This window comes from Croceibacterium xixiisoli (assembly GCF_009827305.1).
Classification (GTDB): domain Bacteria; phylum Pseudomonadota; class Alphaproteobacteria; order Sphingomonadales; family Sphingomonadaceae; genus Croceibacterium_C; species Croceibacterium_C xixiisoli.
Window position 1 is genome coordinate 165,168 of sequence record NZ_WTYJ01000003.1, and the last position, 17,290, is coordinate 182,457.

At 62.0% G+C, this 17,290-nt stretch carries 15 protein-coding genes; 4 read left to right on the forward strand and 11 right to left on the reverse strand.

Going from position 1 to position 17,290, the window contains the following annotated elements; translation table 11 throughout:
• Positions 1-34: 34 nt before the first annotated feature.
• Positions 35-2,890, reverse strand: coding sequence for a DNA polymerase I (gene polA, locus GRI97_RS14480; RefSeq protein ID WP_161391924.1), 2,856 nt, complete (start codon positions 2,888-2,890; stop codon positions 35-37).
• Positions 2,891-3,123: 233 nt separating this feature from the next.
• Between polA and GRI97_RS14485 the strand changes: the two genes are divergently transcribed.
• Together GRI97_RS14485 and GRI97_RS14490 are read left to right on the forward strand one after the other, a co-directional pair.
• Positions 3,124-3,399, forward strand: coding sequence for a hypothetical protein (locus GRI97_RS14485; protein WP_161391925.1), 276 nt, complete (start codon positions 3,124-3,126; stop codon positions 3,397-3,399).
• Between the two features lie 79 nt (positions 3,400-3,478).
• Entirely contained in the window at positions 3,479-3,760 is a 282-nt protein-coding gene (locus tag GRI97_RS14490) for a hypothetical protein (RefSeq protein ID WP_161391926.1), read from the forward strand.
• A 225-nt stretch (positions 3,761-3,985) separates the two neighbouring features.
• Here GRI97_RS14490 and bla read toward each other — a convergent pair whose 3' ends face one another.
• From bla to GRI97_RS14515, 5 genes are all read right to left on the reverse strand, one after another.
• Positions 3,986-5,017 (reverse strand): class A beta-lactamase, encoded by a 1,032-nt coding sequence (gene bla, locus GRI97_RS14495; protein ID WP_161391927.1) that lies wholly within the window; start codon positions 5,015-5,017, stop codon positions 3,986-3,988.
• A 130-nt stretch (positions 5,018-5,147) separates the two neighbouring features.
• Positions 5,148-5,945, reverse strand: coding sequence for a class I SAM-dependent methyltransferase (locus GRI97_RS14500; protein WP_161391928.1), 798 nt, complete (start codon positions 5,943-5,945; stop codon positions 5,148-5,150).
• A gap of 151 nt (positions 5,946-6,096) precedes the next feature.
• Positions 6,097-7,734 (reverse strand): chaperonin GroEL, encoded by a 1,638-nt coding sequence (gene groL, locus GRI97_RS14505; protein ID WP_161391929.1) that lies wholly within the window; start codon positions 7,732-7,734, stop codon positions 6,097-6,099.
• Between the two features lie 53 nt (positions 7,735-7,787).
• The gene (gene groES, locus GRI97_RS14510) at positions 7,788-8,075 is read right to left on the reverse strand and encodes a co-chaperone GroES (protein ID WP_161391930.1); all 288 of its coding nucleotides are present in this window, start codon (positions 8,073-8,075) and stop codon (positions 7,788-7,790) included.
• 143 nt (positions 8,076-8,218) lie between these two features.
• The gene (locus GRI97_RS14515) at positions 8,219-9,598 is read right to left on the reverse strand and encodes an MATE family efflux transporter (protein WP_161391931.1); all 1,380 of its coding nucleotides are present in this window, start codon (positions 9,596-9,598) and stop codon (positions 8,219-8,221) included.
• Positions 9,599-9,752: 154 nt separating this feature from the next.
• Here GRI97_RS14515 and GRI97_RS14520 point away from each other — a divergent pair, with 154 nt between their 5' ends.
• Positions 9,753-10,352: a c-type cytochrome gene (locus tag GRI97_RS14520; protein WP_161391932.1), complete on the forward strand. Its 600-nt coding sequence runs from the start codon at positions 9,753-9,755 to the stop codon at positions 10,350-10,352.
• A 185-nt stretch (positions 10,353-10,537) separates the two neighbouring features.
• On the opposite strand, the gene rplL is transcribed toward GRI97_RS14520, so the two are convergent.
• The 5 genes from rplL to GRI97_RS14545 form a co-directional block, all read right to left on the reverse strand.
• Entirely contained in the window at positions 10,538-10,912 is a 375-nt protein-coding gene (gene rplL / locus GRI97_RS14525) for a 50S ribosomal protein L7/L12 (RefSeq protein ID WP_161391933.1), read from the reverse strand.
• Between the two features lie 67 nt (positions 10,913-10,979).
• Positions 10,980-11,495: a 50S ribosomal protein L10 gene (gene rplJ / locus GRI97_RS14530; RefSeq protein WP_161392204.1), complete on the reverse strand. Its 516-nt coding sequence runs from the start codon at positions 11,493-11,495 to the stop codon at positions 10,980-10,982.
• A 303-nt stretch (positions 11,496-11,798) separates the two neighbouring features.
• Positions 11,799-12,005 carry a helix-turn-helix domain-containing protein gene (locus GRI97_RS14535; protein WP_161391934.1) on the reverse strand — a complete coding sequence of 69 codons (207 nt, stop codon included), beginning with the start codon at positions 12,003-12,005 and terminating at the stop codon, positions 11,799-11,801.
• Complete coding sequence (locus tag GRI97_RS14540; RefSeq protein WP_161391935.1) at positions 12,005-12,541, reverse strand: DUF2975 domain-containing protein; 537 nt, start codon at positions 12,539-12,541, stop codon at positions 12,005-12,007. Before GRI97_RS14540 ends, GRI97_RS14535 begins: the two co-directional genes overlap by 1 nt.
• Positions 12,542-12,561: 20 nt before the next feature.
• Positions 12,562-12,708 (reverse strand): hypothetical protein, encoded by a 147-nt coding sequence (locus GRI97_RS14545; protein ID WP_161391936.1) that lies wholly within the window; start codon positions 12,706-12,708, stop codon positions 12,562-12,564.
• 355 nt (positions 12,709-13,063) lie between these two features.
• On the opposite strand from GRI97_RS14545, the gene rpoB reads away from it, so the two are divergent.
• The gene (gene rpoB / locus GRI97_RS14550; RefSeq protein ID WP_161391937.1) at positions 13,064-17,230 is read left to right on the forward strand and encodes a DNA-directed RNA polymerase subunit beta; all 4,167 of its coding nucleotides are present in this window, start codon (positions 13,064-13,066) and stop codon (positions 17,228-17,230) included.
• Positions 17,231-17,290 lie beyond the last annotated feature (60 nt).

Here is a 17,290-nt window from a genome sequence, read left to right on the forward strand (position 1 = left end):
TCGTTCCCGCACCAACCTCCGCCCAAAAACCCGATCAGTGCGCCGCATCCCAGCTGGCACCATGGCCGATCTCGACCCCCAGCGGCACATCCAGTGTCACCGCCGGCAGCGCGGCCTCTGCCATCACCTGCCGGATCACATCTGACGCCGCTGCCACATCGCCTTCGGGCAATTCGAACACCAGTTCGTCATGCACCTGCAGCAGCATGCGCACCTGCGGCAGGCCCGCTTGCGCCAAGGCCGGAAGCATCCGCACCATCGCGCGCTTGATGATGTCGGCGCTGGTGCCCTGGATCGGGGCGTTGATCGCCGCGCGCTCGCTGCCCTGGCGTTCCGCCTGGTTCTTCGAATTGATGCGCGGGAACCAGGTCTTGCGGCCAAACAGCGTCTCGGAATAACCGCGCTCGCGCACCTGCTCCAGCGTGGTCACGATATAGCGCTGGATCCCGGGGAAGCGTTCGAAATAGCGATCGATCATCGCCTGCGCCTCATCGGCGCTGGTGCCCAGCCGCCCGGCCAGCCCCCAGCGGGAAATGCCGTAGAGGATCGCGAAATTGATCGTCTTGGCCCGCGCACGCGTATCGCGATCGACCGCACCGAACATTTCCTCGGCCGTGCGCGAATGGATGTCCTCGCCCTGGGCGAAGGCTTCCTTCAACGGCGGCACATCGGCCATGGATGCCGCCAGCCGCAGCTCGATCTGCGAATAGTCGGCCGCCAGCAGCACATTGCCTGCCTCGGGCACGAAGGCCTGGCGGATCTGCCGGCCGATGGCGGTGCGGATCGGGATGTTCTGCAGATTGGGATCGGTCGAACTCAGCCGCCCGGTCTGCGCGCCCACCAGGCTGTAGCTGGTGTGGACCCGCTGGGTGACCGGATTGATCGCCGCCTGCAGCGCATCGGTATAGGTGTTCTTCAGCTTGGCCAGCTGGCGCCAGTCCAGCACCTTCTGCGCAATGGGCGCACCCTGTCCGGCCAGCGCTTCCAGAATGGCCTGATCGGTCGAATACTGGCCGCTCTTGCCCTTGCGCCCGCCCTTGTATCCCATCTTGTCGAACAGGATATCGCCCAGCTGCTTGGGGCTGCCGATGGTGAAGCTCTGCCCGGCCAGCTCGTGGATTTCCCCTTCGATCCGGGCAATCTCGATCGCGAACTCTTCCGACAGCCCGGCCAGGCGGGTCCGATCGACGCGGATGCCGTGGCGTTCCATCTGCGCCACCACCGCGATCAGCGGGCGATCGACCGTCTGATAGACGCGCGTTCCGCCCTCAATCGCCAGCCTGGGTTTCAACAGACTGTGCAGCCGCCAGGTCACATCGGCATCCTCGGCCGCATATTCGGTCGCCCGGTCCAGCGGCACTTCGCCAAACGGGATCGCCTTCTTGCCTGAGCCGCAGATGTCCTTGAAGGTCAGCGTGGTGTGGCCGAGATGGCGTTCGCTCAACTCATCCATGCCATGACCGCCGCCGATGCCGTCCAGCGACCGCCCGGTATCCAGCGCGAAGCTAATGATCATCGTGTCGTCGATCGGCGCCACCTGAATGCCGTGCCGGGCAAACATGGTCAGATCATATTTAATGTTCTGCCCGATCTTGAGCACCGCATCGCTTTCCAGCAGCGGGCGCAGGGCCGCCAGCGCGGCATCGATCGGAACCTGTTCGGGCCGTTCGGCAAACATGTCGGTGCCGCCATGGCCGAACGGCACATAGCAGGCATCATTGGGGCCCAGCGCCAGGCTGATCCCGACCAGATCGGAATTCATCGCATCCAGCGCGCTGGTTTCGGTATCGATCGCCACCAGCCGCGCGGTCAAGGCGCGGGCGATCCAATGCTCCAGCCGCTCCATGGTCTGCACGCATTCATAGGTGCTGCGATCCACCGCTGGCATTTCGGGCGGGGGCTGGCGGTTGCCCCCGGGCGCGGCGGGGGCGCCGGAGGTCTGCGGCTTGGCCGGATTGAGCGTGGTCGGGCGTGACGGCGAACCGGCGCCATCGCCCAGCCGGCGCAGCAGACTGGTGAAACCATGTTCGGTCAGGAAGGCGCTCAGCGGTTCGGGCGGAATGCTCCGCAGAACCATGTCTTCCAGCGCGACGGGCAGGGGGCAGTCTTCCTTCAGCGCCACCAGTTGCCGGCTCAGCAGGGCCATCTCGCGCCCTTCGATCAGTCGCTCGCGCAGCTTGGATGGCTTCATCCCCTCGGCCGAATCAAGTGCTGCGGCCAGACTGCCATGATCTTGGATCAGCTTGGACGCGGTCTTGGGCCCGATGCCGAAGATGCCCGGCACATTGTCGACCGAATCGCCCATCAGCGCCAGCACATCGCCAACCTTGTCCGGGGTCACGCCGAATTTCTCGACCACCTCGGGGATTTCGATCCGCTGGTTCTTCATCGTATCCAGCATGTCGATATTGCCGCCGGGCAGGCCGTTGTCGCCGGGAATGGCTTCGCCCACCAGCTGCATCAGATCCTTGTCCGACGATACTATCGTCACATCCCAGCCCTGCCGCGCGGCGGCCAGCGCATAGGATGCGATCAGATCGTCAGCCTCCAGCCCGTCTTCCTCGATGCAGGGCAGGCTGAATGCGCGGGTGGCATCGCGAATCAGCGGGAACTGCGGCACCAGATCTTCCGGTGGCGGCGGCCGATGCGCCTTGTACTGATCGTACATGTCATTGCGGAACGAATGGCTGCCCTTGTCCAGGATCACGGCCAGATGCGTGGGGCCGTCTGCCTTGTCCAGATCGTCGGCCAGCTTCCACAGCATGGTGGTGTAACCGTAAACCGCCCCTACCGGGGTGCCGTGCGGATTGGTCAGGGGGGGCAGGCGGTGATAGGCGCGGAAGATATAGGACGATCCGTCGACCAGATAGAGATGCTGCTTTTCCGTCATTTGCGGGGTGCTAGCAGGTGGCGCGGGCACGGTCAGCCGCTTTCATCCCGCCATCATGTTTGTCGCTGGGCCCGCCACAATTGGCCATGGTGTCGCCACAAGATCGCCACATTTGGCTTGCGCCGCCTTAAAGTGGCCATTATTAAGAGCGCTGAGGTCTTCCCCTGAGGGTGGATTTCACGCCGAACATCAATTGGTTGGCGTCTTCTACTCGCTGTTTAAGGATCGAAATTATGCGCAAGATCATTCTGGCCGCTGCTGTTGCCGTCTCCGCTCTGACCGTCGCCGCTTGCTCGGAAGGCACCACCGAAGAAGCAGCAACCGACGCCGCCATCGCAGACGTCGAAGCAAACGCTGACGCAGCCGTTGACTCGGTCGACAGCGCCGCAGCTGACGCAGCAGCAACCGTTGATTCGGCTGCTTCGGACGCCGCTTCGACCGTTGATTCGGCTGCCTCGACCGCCGCTTCGACTGTTGACTCGGCTGCTTCGACCACCGCTGCTCAGTAATCGGTTTTGACGAAGGGCGCCGGCCTCGCTGGCGCCCTTTGTTGAAGACAATTTCTACCCCAACAAAGGATTTCATATCATGCGCAAGATCATTCTCGCCGCTGCCGTTGCCGTTTCCGCTCTGACCGTTGCAGCTTGCTCGGAAGGCACCACCGAAGGCGCAGAAGCAACCACCGAATCCGCAATGGAAGACGCTTCGGCAAACGTTGATTCGGCTGCAGCAGCAGTTGATTCGGCCGCCACCGACGCAGCAGCAACCGTTGATTCGGCTGCTTCGGACGCAGCAGCAACCGTTGACTCGGCCGCTTCGAGCGCCGCAACGGCTGTTGATTCGGCTGCTTCGACCGCGGCTGCTCAGTAAGCTTTACGCTACTGCAGTTTTTGAACGGGGCGCGGCCGCAAGGTCGCGCCCTTTTCTTTTGCCCGCTTCCCGCGCCGGCTCCGGCGTGCTCGCGCGCGCTTTTACGCGTTCATGCGCAGGCAGGGCGCGTCCAGGCGGAGGCAGGGCGCACTACAGCGTGCCCAAACGCAAACGGCCGGCCACCCTGTCGGGCAGCCGGCCGGCCTGAATCAGTTCCGTTGAAAATCAGTAGCGTGCGTTGACCCACTGCTGGGAAGACGATGCATTCTGCCCCTGCTGGGCATAGCCGTCATAAATCGCCCGGGCGATATTCGCGATCCGCGCTTCCCGCCGATCCCGCGTTCCCTGCCCCGTCACATAGATGGCCACGGCGATCGATCGGCCGTCCGGTGCGGTGATGATACCGATGTCGCTGGATGTGTTGTTGAGCGATCCGGTCTTGTGCGCCACCGTCACGCCGCCAGGCATAAGTGCCGGAATTCGCCGGGTTCCTGTACGGCAACGCTCCATCGCGCTGATCACCACATGGCGGCTGGCGGAACTCAGCCACTGGCCCTGATACAGGCCTGTCAGCAACTGTACCATCGCTCGCGGCGTCGAACTGTCGCGCACGTCGATGCTCACGGCGGGGTCGATTTCCCCGTCATCGCGCACCAGCGTGGCAATGTCCCGGGACAGTTGGAACTCGTTGATCCCGGCCCGCCGCGCCCAATCGTTCACCGCGCTTGGGCCGCCCACGGCCGCCAGCAAGGCGTCGGTTGCGGGATTGCTGCTGCGTGTGATCATCATGTCGATCAGCGTCTGCGCGGTCAGAAATTCACCCTGCCGTACAGGCGCGATCGTCGTCGAAAAACGGGCGGATCGTATCGGCACCATCAGCGGAAACTCGCTGGAAAGGCTCCATTTTCCCTGGTCCACACCTTCCAGGAATGTCGCGGCAATGGCGATCTTGCTGGTGCTGGCCATCGGGAACCGCTGGTCACCCAGAATGGCCACCTCTTGCCCGGTCGACAGATCGATCGCGGCCACGCCAATGCGACCGCTGGACCCTTCGGCCAAGGCTGCGATCTGCTGTTCCAGGGCACTGCGATAGTTGGGCGTAAAGTCGCGCGGGGCACGGATATCCGTCCCGAAGGCTGTATCGAAAGCTGCTTCGATATTGCCATCGCGCGCTTGCGCCGGCGCAATGGCCGTCGTCGCGGTTGCAAAAGCCAGCGTGAGGCCGGCGGCGATCCGTCCAAATTTTCCGAGCTTCATGGCTTGCTTTGTACCACCCTCATTGTTTGCAAAGGCTTAACCGCATCGCCATTCATCACAATTGCTCTCGCGATGAACGGATTGCCTTGGGCGACCGACTGCCTTCAGAAACGATCGGTCGCCCTTTTTATCAGCCCGGCTTGCGGAACCTGAGCGAAAATTGATCCGTTTTCCCCCGAATCGCCGAATCGAAAACATTGGCGGTGTGCGGGTCGTCCGACCTTGCGTACATCGTGCTGTCTTGCTCCAGCGTGAAGCCGGCGGCGGTCAGCGCATCGATCACGGCCTGTTTGTCTATCCGATGCAGCGTGTCGGCGGCGCTGGTGCCACTGCCGCTGGCAGCTGCGTGATCCACCACAACCAGTGTCCCGCCGGGTTTCAGCGCAGCGAACAGTGCTGCGCTCGCCTTGCTGCCAGTGTCGGCCGACATGGGTTTCAGATAGAGATCGTGGAAATTCATCACCGTGATGATGGTGTCGAGCGGTTCGGGGAAAGGCGGCGCCCCGATTGGCCCGCGCAGCGCGGTCACATTGCGAAACGGCTCCACCGCCGCATCTTGCTCGGTCGCATATTCGGAACGATAGGCAATGAACTCATCGGGCTGGAAGGCATAGACGCGCCCTTCCGCCCCAACGGTCGCGGCCAGCAGCTTGGTCACATAACCGCCGCCCATGATGTAATCGCCCACTTTCTCGCCCCTCATGACTTCGGCAAAGGCGAGCAATTCAACGGGTTTGCGCGTGGCGTCGCTGGTACGTTCCGCATCGGTCCGCGCTATATCGGCAATGGCGGCGCGATAGGCGCCCTCATTGGTTTTGGCGACCGCCTCTGCGGCGGGTTCGTCACTGCCCGAAGAACAGGCGGCGGTCGTCATCGACAATGCAATGACAAGAGCTGGGGCACTGACCAGCATCAGATGGCGGCGCATAACAGGACTCTCCCCTTGTGTCCCCGCTGCATTGGCGGTCGATCGGGTGCAGTCTATCATCGGGCCATACAGGAACAAGCTGGCGATCGGGCAAAGAAAAGGGGCCGGAAGATCACTCTTCCGGCCCCAATTCTGTCGATTGGCTTGGGGATTAGAAGCCCATGCCACCCATGCCGCCCATGTCGGGCATGGCCGGGGCTGCCTTGTCTTCCGGAATGTCGGCAATCGCCGCTTCCGTGGTGATCAGCAGGCCAGCCACCGAAGCGGCGTCCTGCAGTGCGGTGCGCACAACCTTGGTCGGATCGATCACGCCGGCGGTCACCAGGTTTTCGTACACATCGGTCGATGCGTTGAAGCCCTGCTGCTCGTCATTGCCTTCGATCAGCTTGCCGGCAACAACCGCGCCGTCATGGCCGGCGTTTTCGGCGATCTGACGCACCGGAGCCTGCAGTGCACGACGGATGATGTCGATGCCGCGGGTCTGGTCTTCGTTCACGCCGGTCAGGCCTTCGAGAGCCTTGGTGGCATAGAGCAGAGCCGTGCCGCCGCCGGGGACGATGCCTTCTTCAACCGCAGCGCGGGTGGCATGCAGCGCGTCATCGACGCGATCCTTGCGTTCCTTCACTTCGACTTCAGTCGCACCGCCAACCTTGATCACCGCAACACCGCCGGCGAGCTTAGCCAGGCGTTCCTGCAGCTTTTCACGGTCGTAATCGCTGGTGGTGGATTCGATCTGCGCACGGATCTGTTCCACGCGTGCCTTGATGCCGTCGGCATCGCCGGCGCCATCAACGATGGTGGTATTGTCCTTGTCGATCGAAACGCGCTTGGCCTGGCCGAGCATGCCCAGGGTCACGCTTTCCAGCTTGATGCCCAGATCTTCCGAAATCATCTCGCCCTTGGTCAGGATCGCGATGTCCTGCAGCATCGCCTTGCGACGATCGCCGAAGCCCGGAGCCTTCACGGCAGCGATCTTCAGGCCGCCACGCAGCTTGTTGACCACCAGCGTTGCCAGTGCTTCGCCTTCGATGTCTTCAGCGATGATCAGCAGCGGACGGCCCGACTGCACCACGGCTTCCAGCACCGGCAGCATGGACTGCAGGTTGGAGAGCTTCTTTTCGTGGATCAGGATGTAGGGATCGTCGAGTTCGACAATCATCTTTTCCGGATTGGTCACGAAATAAGGCGACAGATAACCACGGTCGAACTGCATGCCTTCGACAACGTCGAGTTCGAATTCGAGACCCTTGGCTTCCTCGACGGTGATCACGCCTTCCTTGCCAACCTTGTCCATGGCTTCAGCGATCTTTTCGCCGACTTCACGGTCACCATTGGCGGAAATGATCCCGACCTGAGCGATTTCGTTCGAGTCAGAAACGTTCTTCGAACGGCCCTTGAGGTTTTCGACGACCTTGCCAACGGCCAGATCGATGCCGCGCTTCAGATCCATCGGGTTGGTGCCGGCAGCAACCGACTTCATCCCTTCGCGCACGATGGCCTGGGCCAGCACGGTCGCGGTGGTGGTGCCGTCACCGGCCTTGTCGTTCGCCTTCGAAGCCACTTCGCGCAGCATCTGTGCGCCCATGTTTTCGAACTTGTCCTTGAGCTCGATTTCCTTGGCGACGGAAACGCCGTCCTTGGTGATGCGCGGTGCGCCGAAGCTCTTTTCGATCACGACGTTGCGGCCCTTGGGGCCCAGCGTGACCTTCACGGCGTTGGCGAGCGTGTCAACGCCCTTGAGGATGCGTTCGCGCGCGTCGCGCGAAAACTTCACGTCCTTTGCAGCCATTGGATTATTCCTCTCTGGAAAATTTCAAACAGGGAAAAACGAAAGGGTCGCGATCAGGCGATCACGCCCAGAATGTCGCTTTCCTTCATGATCAGCAGGTCTTCACCATCGACCTTGACCTCGGTGCCGGACCACTTGCCGAACAGCACGCGATCGCCAGCCTTGACGTCGAGCGGGGTGATCTTGCCATCGTCCGAACGGGCACCGGTGCCAGTGGCAACCACTTCGCCTTCGCTCGGCTTTTCCTTGGCGCTGTCGGGGATGATGATGCCACCGGCCGTCTTTTCTTCGGCCTCAATGCGGCGGACCAGTACGCGGTCGTGCAGCGGACGGAATGCCATTATATGACCTCTTCCATTAGAATGGGTTATCGATTTGGCACTCTCAGGGGGAGAGTGCCAGCGGGCCGCATATGTGCAGCCAGCCAGTGGCCGTCAACCGCAAGCCGCAAGAATTTTATGACAAAGCGCGGATCTGCGCCGGATTACCCCGGCAGCAAGCCCAACCGTTCGCGGCGCAGCCAGCGAATCATCAGCAGCACCGCCACCACCAGCAGGCCTGTCGCCAGCCCGATCCAGATACCGATCCCCTGCAGCGGCGTATGGAACCCCAGCATCAGTGCGGTCATGAAGCCGGGCACCCAGTAACCGAACAGGGCATAAAGCATCGGTATCTGCGTATCCTGCAATCCGCGCAGCGCGCCCATCGCCACCGCCTGCGTGCCATCGACGATCTGGAACGCCGCCGCCACCACCATGAATTGCAGCGCCAGCGCGATCATGGCGGCATTGGCGGCCGCATCGACATCGACATAGATGCTCAGCAGCAGGCGCGGAAACAGCAGCATGGCGCTGGCCGTCACCAGCATGAAGCCGCCGCCGATGGCGATGCCGGTCCACCCGGCCAGGCCCGCGCCGACCCGATCGCCCGAACCATAGAAATAGCCGACCCTGATGGTCACCGCCTGGCCAATGCCGAACGGAATCTGGAACGCCAGCGATGCGATCTGCAGCGCCAGCGTATGGCTGGCCAGGGCGAGCGGCGAAATCGCTCCCATCATGAAGGCGGCCGCACTGAAGATGCCGGCCTCGGCAATGATCGTCACTGCTACGGGCACGCCGATGCGCAGCAGCGCGGCGAAGCGGTCCCATTCCGCCCGCCACAGATTGCCCCAGATGCGATAGCGGCGCAGGTTGCGATCGGTATGGATCGCCACAGCATAGGCGATGACGAAGACGATGCTGGTAATGACTGTCGCGACGCCGGAACCGGTCAGGCCCATTTCCGGGGCGCCCCATTTGCCGAACACCAGCATGTAATTGCCCAGCGCCTGCACGCCGATCATTGCCGCGTTGATCAGGGTGGCGAACATCGGCCGGCCAACGGCGGCCACGAAATTGCGCAGCACGGCGGCAATGTTCATCGGAATGGTCGACAGGGCGATGATCGCCAGAAAATGCAGCGCATGGGCGCTGATCTCCGGATCCTGCCCCGTCAACCGCATCAACGGCCCCGCGCCCAGGCAGATCGTCATCCCGACCAGTCCGGCTAACACTGCCAGCCACAGGCCCATCCGGACGGACCGGCGCACCTCGCGCACGGCATGGCGCCGCCGGCCCTTCTCCTCGGCAATCAGGGCCGATACGGCGCCGATCATCCCGGCCTGGGCCCACAGCAGCAGGCCTTGGATCGTCACGGCCAGGCTGGCTGCGGCCAGCGTGGTGGCGCCCAGCCGGGCAACGAAGATCACATCCACCCCATAGATCGCCATCTGCAGCAGATTGGCGGCGGCCAGCGGTCCGGCGAGGCGCAGGGTGGCACCGAATTCCGCGCGTCCGGCGGGGGAGAGGAAGACAGAAGACATGGGCCGCGTCCGATAGGCCTCTAGCAGCACCGGGGGAAGCGGATGTTGGCGGCTGCATCCGTTTTGTCACGGCCCAGTGCCCGACGGGCAGCAGCCCCTTTATATTGTCGCCAAGCGGCGATAGGGGAGGGGAGCCTATTGGTTGGGAAGATTCATGAAGAACATCAAAACGACTGCGTCTGCTTTGACGCTGATTCTCGCCCTGGCCGCCTGCGGCGGTCCGCCTGAAGAAGCGAATGTGCCGGAAGACCCGGCCAGCCCGGCGGCTGTTGCTTCAGCTGACACGGCGGTGGCACCCGATGCTGCGGCCACTGATGCAGCAGCAGCGGATGCCACGCCGACCCCGGCGGCAAGCGAATCTGTCGCCGCCACGCCGAGCCCTAGTGCCACTCCGACCACCGCCGCTTCCGCTGCCGCCACACCGGCTGCGCGCGCAAGCGCAACTGCTGCGCCGGTTGCTGCCGCCGGCCCGCCGCCGGCCTTCGCCCAGTGCTCGGTCTGTCACAAGGTTGGTCCGGGCGAAAACGGCCTCGGCCCGTCACTGGCGAATGTTTTTAATGCCAAGGCTGGCGATGTGGCGGGCTTTACCTTCAGCAATGCGATGAAGGAATCGGGTCTGACCTGGAACCAGGCGACGCTGGACGAATATCTGCGCGATCCGCGCAAGGTCGTGCCGGGTACCACCATGGCATTTGGCGGCGTCAAGGATGATGCCCGTCGTCAGGCGATCATCGATTATTTGAAGTCGCTCTGATCCACGCTGCGGTATAATGGCAAAAGGCGGCGTGCCCCTGCAGGGGCACGCCGCCTTTTTTGCATCCGGTCGCTGGATCGCGCGAGGTGTTTCAGAATGGCGGACGCAAAAAAGGGCGGTGCCGATGGCACTGCCCTTTTCCGTTTTGACCAAAGCTGGTCTGTGGCGGGGTACCCGCCGACAGATTACTTGAGTTCGACGGTTGCGCCGGCTTCTTCCAGCTTCTTCTTGATTTCTTCGGCTTCTGCCTTGGGAGCGCCTTCCTTGACAGCCTTCGGCGCGCCTTCGACCAGCGCCTTGGCTTCGGTCAGGCCCAGGCCGGTAATCGCACGGACTTCCTTGATGACCTGGATCTTCTTGCCGCCGTCGCCGGTCAGGATGACGTCGAATTCGGTCTGCTCTTCACCGGCAGGTGCGTCGCCGCCAGCGGCAGGTGCAGCAACAGCCACGGCAGCAGCGGCGGAAACGCCCCATGCTTCTTCCAGAGCCTTGGCGAGTTCAGCGGCTTCGAGCACGGTCAGCTGCGACAGTTCTTCTACGATCTTGGCGATATCAGCCATGTTATATTACTCCGTTCAAATGATGAACCGGGTTGCCCCGGCGAATTCGCTTGTTTGAAAAAACCGCTTACGCAGCGTCTTTGGCGGCATAGGCGCCGAAAACGCGGGCGAGCTTGGCTGCAGGTGCGGTTGCCAGCTGCGCCACCTTGGTGGCGGGCGCATTGACGAGACCGACGAGCTTGCCACGCAGTTCGTCGAGCGACGGCATCGAGGCGAGCGCCCGGATACCAGCTTCGTCGAGCTTCGTTGCCCCCATTGCACCACCGACAATTTCAAGCTTGTCGTTGGTCTTGGCGAAATCCACTGCTGCCTTGGCAGCCGCCACCGGGTCTACCGACCAGGCGAGAGCAGTCGGGCCATTGAGGTGTGCCTCAAGGCCTTCGTACTGAGTGTCCTTCAGCGCGATGGTGGCGAGACGGTTCTTCGCAACCTTGTAGGTCGCACCGGCTTCCCGCATCTTCACGCGCAGGGCGGTGGACTGGGCCACCGACAGGCCGAGATTGCGGGTGACGACCACCACACCAACCTCGTTGAAGACTGCGTTGAGCTGGGCGACGGAATCGGCTTTCTGCGAACGATCCATGCCATACTCCTTCACTATGGTCGCCTTGGCTTGCGCCGCCGCGACCGGCTCATGCTTGTCCGCGCCGGTCAGGGCGCGGGCGAGTCCACGGTTGGGGAAGGAGGGCGGCATGCATCACATGCCGGAAACGGCGCAGCCAGGCGGCGCCGTTGAAACTCTTTTCCCCGCCTAGGCTGGAAATTAAGCCGGAAAACCGGCGCCAGCTGTCTCGGACGGATGATCGGGCAGGGCGAACCTTCCTGATCGGGGCGGGCCAATGACGGATCGGGCGGCCAGAGTCAAGATTGCTTGTCAGGGTCGTCGTCAATCCGGCTCATAGCCCAGCAGATCGCCGGGCTGGCATTCCAGCACCCGGCAGATCGCTTCCAGAGTGGAAAAGCGGATTGCCTTGGCCTTGCCGGTCTTCAGGATGGAAACATTGGCCAGCGTCAAATCGATCCGTTCGGCCAGCTCGGTCTGGGTCATCCGCCTGTCATGCAGCAGATCGTCCAGTTTCACGACGATCGGCATCAGACGGTTCCTTCCAAATCGTCGCGCATGGCGGCGCCGGTGCGAAACACGCGGGCCAGGATGAACAGCACCAGGGCCAGCGCGATCCCGGTCAACGACAGATCCGAATCCAGGTGAAATACGCCTTTGTCCACGCGCGTTTCCAGCCATGTCGACAGCAGCATGGAGGGCAGCGCAAGCAGCTGGACGCCCACGGCCAGCCAGCCCATCCGCGTCAAACGCGCTGCATTTGCCAGAGTAAAGGGATCTCCTTGGCCGACAGTGTCGATGATCTGCGCCAGTCGCGCGGCAAAATCATACATCAGACCCAGAGAGAAAAGGGTGAGCAGGATCACCAGCGTGGCGCCGCCGGTCACTTCCCCCACGCCGCCCTGTTCGATGGCAATGGTGATCTGGTCGGACAATCTGCTGCTGCCGATCAGGGTGACGGCGGCAGCCACGCCAAGTCCGATCATTCCGATGACCAGGGCGATGCGGGCGATAATGATGGTGATCCGTGCCGCGGTCAGCAGCGGATCCTTCGGAGCAATCGGCATGCGAAGTTCCTTTCCGTGGATCAGGCGAGTTGGGCGAGGGCAAAAGCCTCGATGGATGAAGGCGCGGGGCCGGTGCAGGCGCCAAGCAAGGCAAGCATCAGCGCGGCGGCGGCGATCCGGATGCGGGGCATTTCTCGTTCCTCGATATGCGTGATATCGATATTCAATAATTCGAGTCATTCTTATCGTCAATCGATAATATCGAAATTCGATAATCCGATCGGCCAAACCCTTGCACGCGCGCCTGTTTTGGGTCGGCCGGGTTTGACTCGGGAGGGTGTTGTTCCTATATGCGCGACATCGCCAGAGGTGCTTCGAGCAGGGTGGATCCAACGCGGGGGTCTACCATCGGAAGGAAGCCCGAAGGTTTTTTCCGTGAGATGACGATCAGGTGCTGCTGCAAAAGCCGGGCATGGCCCAGGCTGCGCTGCGGCCTTTTGTCGTCTTGCACTGCGTGGAATCGATTTTCTGTCCCGGTCGCATCTGCGCCCGGCGGCACATTCAAAAGAGGCACCTCTTTCTATGGCGACAAAGGCGAACGCTCCCGCCCCGACCGGCAGCAAGAAGAAGCGTATCCGCAAGATCTTCGGTGACATTCACGAAGTCGTGCAGATGCCGAATCTGATCGAGGTGCAGCGCGAAAGCTACGAACAATTCCTGCGTTCGGACAAGTCGATCGGCTATGTGTCTGGTCTGGAAAAGACCCTGCGTTCGGTCTTCCCGATTCGCGATTTCGCCGGCTCTGCCGAGCTTGATTTCGTGCATTACGAACTTGAAGATCCCAAATACGACACCACCGAGTGCCGCCAGCGCGGCATCACCTATGCGGCGCCGATGAAGGTGACGCTGCGGTTGATCGTGTTCGAAGTCGATCAGGAAACCGAAACCCGTTCCGTTCTCGATATCAAGGAACAGGACGTTTACATGGGCGACATGCCGCTCATGACCAGCAATGGTACCTTCATCATCAACGGCACCGAACGCGTTATCGTCAGCCAGATGCACCGGTCGCCGGGCGTGCTGTTCGATCACGATCGCGGCAAGACCCACTCCAGCGGCAAGTTCCTGTTCGCTGCCCGCGTCATTCCCTATCGCGGTTCGTGGCTCGATTTCGAATTCGACGCCAAGGATATCGTCAACGTCCGAATCGACCGCAAGCGCAAGCTGCCGGTCACCGCGCTGCTCTATGCGCTGGGCCTGGACGGTGAACAGATCCTCGATCATTTCTACAACACCGTCGCCTGGAAGCGCGGCCCCGAAGGCTGGCAGATTCCCTTCGTCGCCGAAGCATGGCGCGGCCAGAAGCCGGGCTTTGCCCTGGTTGATGCCAAGACGGGTGAAGAAGTGTTCCCCGCCAATCAGAAGGTCAGCCCGCGCGCAGCCAACAAGGCTGCCAAGGATGGCCTGGAAACCCTGCTGATCCCGACCGAGGAAATCTTCGGCCGTTATTCCGCGCGCGATCTGATCGATGAACGCACCGGCCGGATCTACATCGAAGCCGGTGACGAAGTTTCGCCCGAAAATCTGGAAAAGCTCGATGCCGCCGGTATCGACCAGATCGACCTGCTGGATATCGACCACGTCGCCATCGGCCCGTGGATCCGCAACACGATGGAAGTCGACAAGGCCGAAAATCGCGACGAGGGCCTCGAAGCGATCTACAAGGTCATGCGTCCGGGTGAACCGCCGACGAAGGAAACCGCAGAGGCGCTGTTCGAAGGCCTGTTCTTCGATCCGGAACGCTACGATCTGTCGGCTGTGGGCCGCGTGAAGCTGAACATGCGTCTGGGCCTCGACGCTGAAGACACCGTCACCACGCTGCGCAAGGAAGACATCCTGGCCGTGGTCAAGGAACTGGTCGATCTGAAGGACGGCCGTGGCGAAGTCGATGATATCGACAACCTCGGCAACCGTCGTGTCCGTTCGGTCGGCGAACTGCTCGAAAATCAGTATCGCGTCGGTCTGCTGCGCATGGAACGTGCGGTGAAGGAACGCATGTCTTCTGTCGACGTGTCGACCGTGATGCCGAACGATCTGATCAACGCAAAGCCGGCCGTGGCCGCGGTGCGCGAATTCTTCGGTTCCTCGCAGCTGTCGCAGTTCATGGACCAGACCAATCCGCTGTCCGAAGTCACGCACAAGCGTCGCGTTTCGGCTCTCGGGCCGGGCGGTCTCACCCGCGAACGCGCCGGCTTCGAAGTCCGCGACGTTCACCCGACCCACTATGGCCGTATCTGCCCGATCGAAACGCCGGAAGGCCCGAACATCGGTCTGATCAACTCGCTGTCGACCTTCGCCCGCGTCAACAAATATGGCTTCATCGAAACCCCGTACCGTACCGTCCGCGACGGCAAGGTGCTGAGCGAGGTGACCTATCTGTCGGCCATGGAAGAACAGAAGCAGACGGTTGCCCAGGCATCGGCTGAACTCAATGCCGACGGCGTATTCGTCGACGATCTTATCTCGGCCCGCCAGAACGGCGAATTCGTGATGAGCCCGTCGGATCAGGTCACTCTGATGGACGTCAGCCCGAAGCAGCTGGTTTCGGTCGCCGCATCGCTGATCCCGTTCCTGGAAAACGATGACGCCAACCGCGCGCTGATGGGTTCCAACATGCAGCGTCAGGCCGTGCCGCTGGTGAAGGCGGAAGCGCCCTTCGTCGGCACCGGCATGGAAGAAACCGTGGCTCGCGATTCGGGTGCTGCCATTGGTGCCACCCGCGCCGGCGTGGTCGATCAGGTGGACGCCACCCGTATCGTCATCCGCGCCAGCGGCGAAGTCGATGCCGGCAACCCCGGCGTGGACATCTACAACCTGCAGAAGTTCCAGCGTTCCAACCAGAACACCTGCATCAACCAGCGTCCGCTGGTGAAGGTGGGCGATCATGTGGAGCAGGGCGATATCATCGCCGATGGTCCCTCGACCGATCTGGGCGAACTGGCCCTGGGCAAGAACAGCCTCGTCGCCTTCATGCCCTGGAATGGCTACAACTACGAAGACTCCATCCTGATCTCCGAACGGATCGTGAAGGATGACGTTTTTACCTCGATCCATATCGAGGAATTCGAAGTGATGGCCCGCGACACGAAGCTTGGGCCTGAAGACATCACGCGCGACATTCCCAATGTCGGTGAGGAAGCGCTGCGCAACCTCGACGAAGCGGGCATCGTCTACATCGGTGCAGAAGTGCATCCGGGCGATATTCTGGTGGGCAAGATCACGCCCAAGGGCGAAAGCCCGATGACCCCGGAAGAAAAGCTGCTGCGCGCGATCTTCGGTGAAAAGGCCAGCGACGTGCGCGACACCTCGCTTCGCCTGCCCCCGGGCGTTGCCGGCACCATCGTCGAAGTACGTGTGTTCAACCGCCACGGTATCGAAATCGATGACCGTACCCGCGCGATCCAGAACGAGGAAATCGAACGCCTCAAGAAGGATAGCGAGGACGAACGCAACATCCTCAACCGGGCGACCTACAACCGTCTGCGCGAAATGCTCGAAGGCCAGGTCGCTTCTGCCGCACCGAAGGGCATCAAGAAGGGCACCGACATCACCGGCGATCTGCTGGACGAAGTCGAACGCCACGAATGGTTCAAGTTCGCCGTTGCCGACGACAACATGCAGGCCCAGCTCGAAGCGGTGAAGGGCCAGTATGATGAGGCGGTGAAGCGCATCAAGGACAAGTTCGAAGACCGGAAGGAAAAGCTCGAACGCGGTGATGAACTCGCCCCGGGCGTGCTGAAGATGGTCAAGGTCTTCGTTGCGGTGAAGCGCAAGCTGCAGCCGGGCGACAAGATGGCCGGCCGTCACGGGAACAAGGGTGTGATCAGCCGGATCCTGCCGCAGGAAGACATGCCCTTCCTCGAAGACGGGACCCCGGTCGATCTGGTGCTGAACCCGCTGGGCGTGCCTTCGCGCATGAACGTCGGCCAGATCTTCGAAACCCATCTGGGCATGGCCGCGCGCGGTCTTGGCCAGCAGGTTACGCGCGCTCTGGAAGAATGGCGTGAAAACAACCCCGATCCCAAGGCTGCCCCGCCGCCAGCCGCCGTCGTGGAAAAGCTGAAGGACGTTTACGGCCCGCAGTATCATGATGACATTGAAAGCCGGACGACCGAAGAAGTGGTCGAGCTGGCCGTCAATCTGAAGAACGGCGTGCCGATGGGCACCCCGGTATTCGACGGCGCGCGTGAAAGCGACGTTTCGGACATGCTGCTGAAGGCTGGTTACGACACCAGTGGCCAGGTCACGCTGTTCGATGGGCGTACGGGTGAAGCCTTCGACCGCAAGGTCACCGTGGGTTACATCTACATGCTGAAGCTGCATCACCTTGTCGACGACAAGATCCACGCCCGTTCGATCGGCCCCTACAGCCTCGTCACCCAGCAGCCGCTGGGCGGTAAGGCCCAGTTCGGTGGCCAGCGCTTCGGGGAAATGGAAGTGTGGGCACTGCAGGCCTATGGCGCAGCCTATACGCTGCAGGAAATGCTGACGGTGAAGTCCGATGACGTGGTCGGCCGCACCAAGGTCTACGAAGCGATCGTCAAGGGCGACGACACCTTCGAAGCCGGCATTCCCGAAAGCTTCAACGTGCTCGTCAAGGAAATGCGCTCGCTCGGCCTCAATGTCGAACTGTCGTCGCTCGATGATGGCGAAGATGAAGACGGCGCATGGCCAGAGGCTGCTGAATAACGGGCGGCGGGGCGGTTCCGCTGATCGGAACCGCCCACCCCCTTCGCCCCTGTTTATCCC

Coding starts and splice junctions, on each gene's coding strand:
- bla (WP_161391927.1), bottom strand. CDS start 5,017: ATGAAGCTCGGAAAATTTGGACGGATCGCCGCCGGCCTCACGCTGGCT.
- GRI97_RS14515 (WP_161391931.1), bottom strand. CDS start 9,598: ATGTCTTCTGTCTTCCTCTCCCCCGCCGGACGCGCGGAATTCGGTGCC.
- rplL (WP_161391933.1), bottom strand. CDS start 10,912: ATGGCTGATATCGCCAAGATCGTAGAAGAACTGTCGCAGCTGACCGTG.
- GRI97_RS14540 (WP_161391935.1), bottom strand. CDS start 12,541: ATGCCGATTGCTCCGAAGGATCCGCTGCTGACCGCGGCACGGATCACC.
- GRI97_RS14485 (WP_161391925.1), top strand. CDS start 3,124: ATGCGCAAGATCATTCTGGCCGCTGCTGTTGCCGTCTCCGCTCTGACC.
- GRI97_RS14490 (WP_161391926.1), top strand. CDS start 3,479: ATGCGCAAGATCATTCTCGCCGCTGCCGTTGCCGTTTCCGCTCTGACC.
- groES (WP_161391930.1), bottom strand. CDS start 8,075: ATGGCATTCCGTCCGCTGCACGACCGCGTACTGGTCCGCCGCATTGAG.
- rplJ (WP_161392204.1), bottom strand. CDS start 11,495: ATGGATCGTTCGCAGAAAGCCGATTCCGTCGCCCAGCTCAACGCAGTC.
- rpoB (WP_161391937.1), top strand. CDS start 13,064: ATGGCGACAAAGGCGAACGCTCCCGCCCCGACCGGCAGCAAGAAGAAG.
- GRI97_RS14500 (WP_161391928.1), bottom strand. CDS start 5,945: ATGCGCCGCCATCTGATGCTGGTCAGTGCCCCAGCTCTTGTCATTGCA.
- polA (WP_161391924.1), bottom strand. CDS start 2,890: ATGACGGAAAAGCAGCATCTCTATCTGGTCGACGGATCGTCCTATATC.
- GRI97_RS14535 (WP_161391934.1), bottom strand. CDS start 12,005: ATGCCGATCGTCGTGAAACTGGACGATCTGCTGCATGACAGGCGGATG.
- groL (WP_161391929.1), bottom strand. CDS start 7,734: ATGGCTGCAAAGGACGTGAAGTTTTCGCGCGACGCGCGCGAACGCATC.
- GRI97_RS14520 (WP_161391932.1), top strand. CDS start 9,753: ATGAAGAACATCAAAACGACTGCGTCTGCTTTGACGCTGATTCTCGCC.